This window comes from Hyphomicrobium sp. (genome assembly GCF_036780825.1).
In the GTDB taxonomy this organism is placed as follows: Bacteria; Pseudomonadota; Alphaproteobacteria; order Rhizobiales; family Hyphomicrobiaceae; genus Hyphomicrobium_C.
Map to the genome: position 1 here is coordinate 1 of NZ_DAIQCD010000062.1, position 6,320 is coordinate 6,320.

The window sequence follows — 6,320 nt, forward strand, 5'->3', positions numbered from 1 at the left end:
ATGCTGACGAAGGCGCCGGCGCGCGCGATCTCGTCCGGCTCATAGACGACAGGGCGCTCGTCGAACGCCGTCAGCGCGGTCTCGATTTCGCCAAGCCGCTGGTCAACGTCTTCCGGGATCTCGTCGGCTTCGGCGTACATGGCCTCGAGCTGGTCGAACTCGGCCTGGAGCGCATCGCGCGCCGCGACCTCCTCTTCGCTTATCGGCACCTCGCGCCCGCGCAGCCGGCGGAGACCATAGGTGTGGCCGTAAGGAAGCTCGGGCGCCACCTCGATCCATTTCCAGCCCTCGGCCCGGATGGCGTCGGCTTCGCGCTCGAGCTTGTCGGCGACGAGCTTCTCGAGCAGGGCCGGCTCCTGGAGCCAGCCGCCGTCATCGGACTCGAACAGGTCGCGCAGGATCGTGCCGCCCGCTTCCTCGTAGGCCGTCGTGCCGACGAACAGCGCCCGCTTGTCGGAAACCCGTACCGACCCTTCGGTGAGCATGCGCCGGATCTGATAGGGCTCGCTTCTATAGGACCGCTGCAGGGCCTCCCACACCTGCTCCTGGCGCGCATGGTCGGGATTGACGGTGAAGGCCATGAGTTGGTCGAGCGTCATGCCGTCCTCGGCGTAGACGTCGAGCAACGACGGTGCCACCGCCGCGAGCCGTAGGCGCTGGTGCACGATAGCGACCGAGACGAAGAAGGCGGCGGCGATCTCCTCCTCGGACTGGCCTTTCTCGCGCAGGGTGAGGAAGGCGCGGAATTGATCGAGCGGATGCAGAGGCGCGCGCTGCACGTTCTCGGCCAGGCTGTCCTCCTCGGCGATGCCGCCGGTGCGGATGACGCACGGAATGGGTGCGGTCTTGGGAAGGCGCTTCTTCTTGATGAGAAGCTCGAGCGCCCGGTAGCGTCGTCCGCCGGCCGGAACCTCGTAGAGTCCGGTCTCGTTGCCGTCGGCATCGCACACCGGGCGCACGGTCAGGCTCTGCAGCAACGTGCGCCGGGCGATGTCCTCGGCCAGCTCCTCGATGGCGACGCCGGCCTTGATGCGCCGAACGTTAGACTGGCTGAGGACGAGCTTGTTGAATGGGATGTCGCGCGAGACGCTGAGCGCGATTTTGGGAAGGGTTTTGGCCATTTCGGGGTTCTCCGCGACGGGCGGCCCGAGACTCTCTCGCGACCTCCAACCCGTCACGAACTCCACACCCCTCTCTTCCTCTGGCCTGCTTCGCACCGGGTGGAACGGCACGCCGCGCGCCACGCTGCGTGCCGTTGGAAGCGAGCGGGACTCACTCCGTCTGTCGCAGCGCCCCGGCTGCGGCCTTCAGAAGCTCGTCGTCGAGGACGATGCGGCCGGCCGTGTGCGCGGCTGCGGCATAGACCGACAACGGGAACGTGCCCTCGAACCAGAGGTCGCGCTCGATGCCGAGGCCGAGCGGAAGCCGCACTGACGCCATCTCCGTCAGGCTGAAGGCACCAAGCTCCGGACAGCCGAAGCCAAGGTCGGCGAGTCCGAACAACGTGTCGTTATCCTCGTCGAGTTCGGTGACGAGCCAGGTCGCGGCGCCGAGGGGATTGAAGAACTTGACCACGGGGACGTGATCGACATCACGCAGGCGCCCGTTAGCGAGCAGGCGTTCGTGCAGCTCCGGGGTGAGGAGGATCATGCCGCCCTCCGTCCATTCGAGGCTGTGTCGCCGGCTTCGGGCAAGAAACCCAAGAGATAGTCGGCGGCCTTGCTTGCGAGCGATGCGGCACGGACGATGGCGCGGTTGTCTTCCCGCAGGACCTCCAACCACGATCCGATGTAGTCGGCATGGCGGACGGTCGGCGCGATGCCGAGCGCGGCGCAGCAGAACGCCGCGTTCATCTCGGCGACCAGCTCCTCGAACGCGTATTTGCGGGAGCCGAAGGCCCCCGCGAGATCACGGTTCAACCGCGAGGCATGTCCCGAGGCGTGGCCGAGCTCGTGCAAGGCGGTCCGGTGCCAGTTGATCGGCTCGAAGAACGCGGCCGGTGGCGGCACCTGCACGTAATCTTCGGACGGCGTATAGAAGGCCCGGTTGCCACCGATGCGGAAGTCGATGCCGGTAGCCTTGATCAAGGCATCGACACGCGGCTCGATGGTGCCCGGAGGGGGAGGCGGCGCGACGGTTGCGATCTCGTCGGGCAACCCATCGCACTGGTCGGTGTTGAAGACGGTGAAGCGCTTGAGGAACGGAATGGCGCGGGCTTCGCCGCCGCTGGCCGCCGCGCGTCGCTTGGCGTTGTCTGGTATGAAACGGTCGGCATAGACGACGGTGATGCCGCGCTCGCCTTTGCGGACGTTGCCGCCGAGCGCGAGAGCTTGGCGAAACGTCAGCCAGCTCTGGCCGGCGTAACCCTGCTCGATGACTGCGCCCCAGAGGATGAGGACGTTGATCCCGGAGTAAGTGCGGTTGGTCGACGCGTTCTTCGGCATCGCGAGCTGCGCCTTGGCGGACTGCGTGCCCCAGGGCTGCACCCAGGGCACACGGCCATCCTCCAGCTCGGCGATGATCTTGTTGGTGATGTCGTCGTAGAACGCGGGCCGGTTGCCGCCGGCACCAGTAGGAGAAGGGGATTTGGACATCGCGGGCCTCCACGACGGGCCGGCAAGAGCCTCTCTCTCGCCACCTCGAGCCCGTCACGGCGACCACCGCCCACCTCTGTCTCGTCTCCACGGCAGCCGGCCGGACCTCGGGCACGGGACCTCGCGCGGCTGGAATGCGCCGACACCTGGTGCTCATGGTCCTGCGCCAGGTCCGTAACCCGCATGGGCCGAGACCCGCGACTCTTGCCGGGCTCGCCTCCGGCAAGACGCGGGGCTCGGGCGCGTGGCCCGGGCCGCAACGGGCCACGCGGTAGGGCCGACCGCGGCCCTCTTGGCCGCGGGGCGCCCAACAACAGCGGATGAGGACTCTGCGAACGGTGACGACACCCTCGCCGACCCGCGCCACGCGCTCACGCTTCGCGAAGCAATTCCAACTCCAGCTGCGGAATGGTCTGGTCCTCGCTCGTCAGTTTGGAGACCGACACCCCGACGAGGCGCACGCCCACCGTCACCGGATACACTGTGCGAACCAGTGCCACGCTGAGCTCCCGCAGCCTAGTTTGCGTCGTGACTGGCGATGAAACCGTCCGGCTGCGCGTGATCAGCCGGAAATCCGTGTACTTCACTTTCACCGTGACCGTGTGCCCGTAGGTCGCCGTCTTCTCGCACCAGGTCCACACGTCGTCGGCCATCGCAACGATACCGGCCTCGATGTCGGCCGCAGCAAACAGGTCGTCCGAGAAGGTGGTCTCGCTGCCGGACGATTTCCGTTCCCGGTTCGGCACCACCGCCCGGTGATCCTCGCCACGCGCAATCCCGTAGTACCAGGCCCCTGACTTGCCGAAGTGCTCCTCCAAGAACGCGAGCGTCTGCCGCTTGAGGTCGGCGCCGGTATGGATGCCGAGCGCCTTCATCTTTTCGGCCGTCACCGGCCCGACACCATGAAACCGTTCCACCGGCAGGCCATCCACGAACACTGGACCTTGGTTGGGCGTCACCACGAACTGTCCGTTGGGCTTCCTCTGGTCGGAGGCCAGCTTGGCAAGGAACTTGTTGTAGGAGACGCCGGCCGAGGCCGTGAGGCCAGTCTGCTCGAGGATGCGCGCGCGGATCTCGGTTGCGGTCTCCGAGGCGGTCGGGATGCCGCGCAGGTTCTCCGTCACGTCCAGGTAGGCTTCGTCCAGGGACAACGGCTCCACCAGCGGCGTGTAGGCGTGGAAGATCTCTCGGATCTCGTTCGATACCGTCCGATAAACATCGAACCGCGGGGGGACGAACAGGAGCTCCGGGCACTTGCGCAGCGCGGTGGCGGACGGCATGGCCGAGCGAACGCCGAAAGCCCGCGCTTCATAGCTCGCCGCTGCCACGACGCCGCGCTTGACGGCGGAGCCGACCGCCACCGGCTTTCCGCGCAGGTCGGGGTTGTCCCGCTGCTCGATGGACGCATAGAAGGCGTCCATGTCGATGTGGATGATCTTGCGCATGGGGCGAGTTCACACCAAAACGCGTGCGAGAGCTACCGCCCTGGCCTCTGTGACAACCGCAAACATTGGATCAATAGCAGATCCACGCCGCACGTCCGCTGATGGCTGTTAGATATGTCATCGACGCTAAGGCTTGTCGCATCACGACTGCCATCGAATGTTTCTCTCTCTACGGCCGCATCAACCACGTTGCGGAGGACACGAGGTTCCTGCGCCTGCCTTCAACTACTCCCAAATTCCCACGTTTTTCGCGTTTTCCTCGTTGCCGCGAACGCGTGCCGCCGAGATGCTTGGTCGAGCCTTGCGCCGATAGCGGTGCGCAACCAGACAACTTCGGACGTGCATGAGAAAGAATGACAACAAAGACGGAAGCACCACACCGTCGGCCGCGCAGCACGATCAGCAGCGCATAAATCCGGGGACGACGGGCGACGGGAATGTTGCGGGTGAGATCGCGCCGGCAAAGCTCGAAGCCTATCTGGCTCATCTGGAACATTTCGATGTTCCGCTTGAGGTGAAGATCGAGATGATTCGCGCTTTGCAGCAAATCATGCAGAGCTTCGTCGACCGCGCTTTTGGCGACGATCCCGCACAGCTTGCATGCGGCGATCCAATCGACGCCAATGTGCGTTCGGGTCCCGACGTGCTATGAAGTGAGCGTGGGGAGTCCCCACAAATCTGACCTATTAGCTAGCGACTTTTCGATATCGCGCGAGGCGCCGGAGGAGAGAGTGGTTGACGAATGAATACCGCACTCGTCGTGACAAAGGCCCTGATCTATTGCCGCGTCTCGAGCTCGAAGCAGGCGAGCGAAGGGCACGGCTTGGATTCGCAGGAGATGCGGTGCCGGCAATATGCCGAACGCTTGGGCTATGAGGTTGAGGCGGTCTTTCCAGACGATGTCTCCGGGGGCGGCGACTTCATGAAGCGGCCCGGCATGGTCGCCTTGCTCAGCTATCTTGATGCCCAACGTGGACACAAGGACTACGTCGTCATCTTCGACGACCTGAAACGGTTCGCTCGCGATACGGAGTTCCATATCCAGTTGCGGCGCGCATTCCAGAAACGCCGTGCTCGCGTCGAGTGCCTTAACTTCCGCTTCGACGACACGCCAGAGGGCAAGTTCGTCGAAACGATCTTCGCCGCACAAGGCGAACTTGAACGCGAGCAGAATCGCCGCCAGGTGATCCAGAAGATGCAGGCGCGTGCCGCTCGCGGCTATTGGGTCTTCTACCCCCCGATCGGCTATCGGTACGAAAGGGTCTCCGGTCACGGCAAGCTTTTGGTACGCCGCGAGCCATTGGCAAGGATCGTCAAGGAGGCGCTGCAAGGCTATGCCAGCGGCAGGCTCGAGACCCAGTCAGAGGTGCAGCGGTTTCTCGAGGATCAGCCCGAATGGCCCAAGGATCGGCACGGCGGCGTCCATCCCGAGCGTGTCGCCGAATTGCTCGCTCGCCCCGTCTATGCCGGCTACATCGACTATCCGAAATGGGGATTGAACTACGTCCCTGCTCACCATGAGGCGCTGATCTCATTTGAGACTTGGCAGGCCATTCAGGACAGGCGGCGCGGCGCCGCGAGGGCGCCGGCGCGCAAGGACATCGGCCACGACTTTCCTCTGCGCGGCTTTGTCACTTGCGCCTGCTGCGGCGAGGCGATGACGGCTTGCTGGTCCAAGGGGCGGAGCCGCAGCTACGGGTACTACCTGTGCGATACGAAGGGGTGTCCTGAATCGCGGAAGTCTATTCGTAAGGAGGTGGTCGAAGGCGACTTCGAGGTTTTGCTTACAGGGCTGGTTCCCGCTCAAGGGCTGCTCGAGCTGGCTCTGGACGTGCTGCGCGATTGTTGGGATGCGCGTATCACCAAGGGGCGTCAACGGCTCGCCTCGCTTCAGGAGACCCTGCGCGACATCGAGCGCAAGGTCGATCAGTTGCTCGACCGACTGATGAAGGCGAGTGGTGTGTCTGTGATCACCGCCTATGAGCGCCGTGTGCGTGAACTCGAATCGCAGAAGGCGTTGACCAGCGACCGCATCGCTGCGTGCGGCAAGCCACAGGCCTCGTTTGAAGAGACTTATCGAACCGCCTTGAGGTTTCTGAGAAGCCCTTGGAAACTGTGGTATTCCGAGCGCATCGAGGACCGCCGAGCGCTCCTACGCTTGGTGTTCGCCGAACGTCTGGTCTATGTCCGAGGCAAGGGTTATCGAACCGCTAGAATCTCTATGCCGTTCAAGCTGTTAGGTGACGAGATTCTGCGCAAAACCGGAGTGGTGGAGCCGAGG

Annotated in this window: 6 protein-coding genes; 2 read left to right on the forward strand and 4 right to left on the reverse strand. The window is 64.3% G+C overall.

Annotation, left to right across the window (positions count from 1 at the left end; genetic code table 11):
- From V7P99_RS14525 to dinB, 4 genes are all read right to left on the reverse strand, one after another.
- A partial coding sequence (locus V7P99_RS14525; protein ID WP_333795550.1) for a ParB/RepB/Spo0J family partition protein occupies positions 1-1,121 on the reverse strand: 1,121 nt, incomplete at its 3' end.
- 151 nt (positions 1,122-1,272) lie between these two features.
- On the reverse strand, positions 1,273-1,650 hold the full coding sequence (locus tag V7P99_RS14530) for a DUF2958 domain-containing protein (RefSeq protein WP_271029900.1): 378 nt from the start codon (positions 1,648-1,650) through the stop codon (positions 1,273-1,275).
- Positions 1,647-2,594, reverse strand: coding sequence for an ArdC family protein (locus V7P99_RS14535; protein WP_271029901.1), 948 nt, complete (start codon positions 2,592-2,594; stop codon positions 1,647-1,649). Before V7P99_RS14535 ends, V7P99_RS14530 begins: the two co-directional genes overlap by 4 nt.
- Before the next feature lie 371 nt (positions 2,595-2,965).
- Entirely contained in the window at positions 2,966-4,039 is a 1,074-nt protein-coding gene (dinB, locus tag V7P99_RS14540; RefSeq protein WP_333795551.1) for a DNA polymerase IV, read from the reverse strand.
- Positions 4,040-4,382: 343 nt separating this feature from the next.
- Between dinB and V7P99_RS14545 the strand changes: the two genes are divergently transcribed.
- Both V7P99_RS14545 and V7P99_RS14550 read left to right on the forward strand, forming a co-directional pair.
- Positions 4,383-4,691 carry a hypothetical protein gene (locus V7P99_RS14545; RefSeq protein WP_271029903.1) on the forward strand — a complete coding sequence of 103 codons (309 nt, stop codon included), beginning with the start codon at positions 4,383-4,385 and terminating at the stop codon, positions 4,689-4,691.
- A gap of 90 nt (positions 4,692-4,781) precedes the next feature.
- The coding region (locus V7P99_RS14550; protein ID WP_333795552.1) for a recombinase family protein at positions 4,782-6,320 on the forward strand (1,539 nt) is incomplete at its 3' end.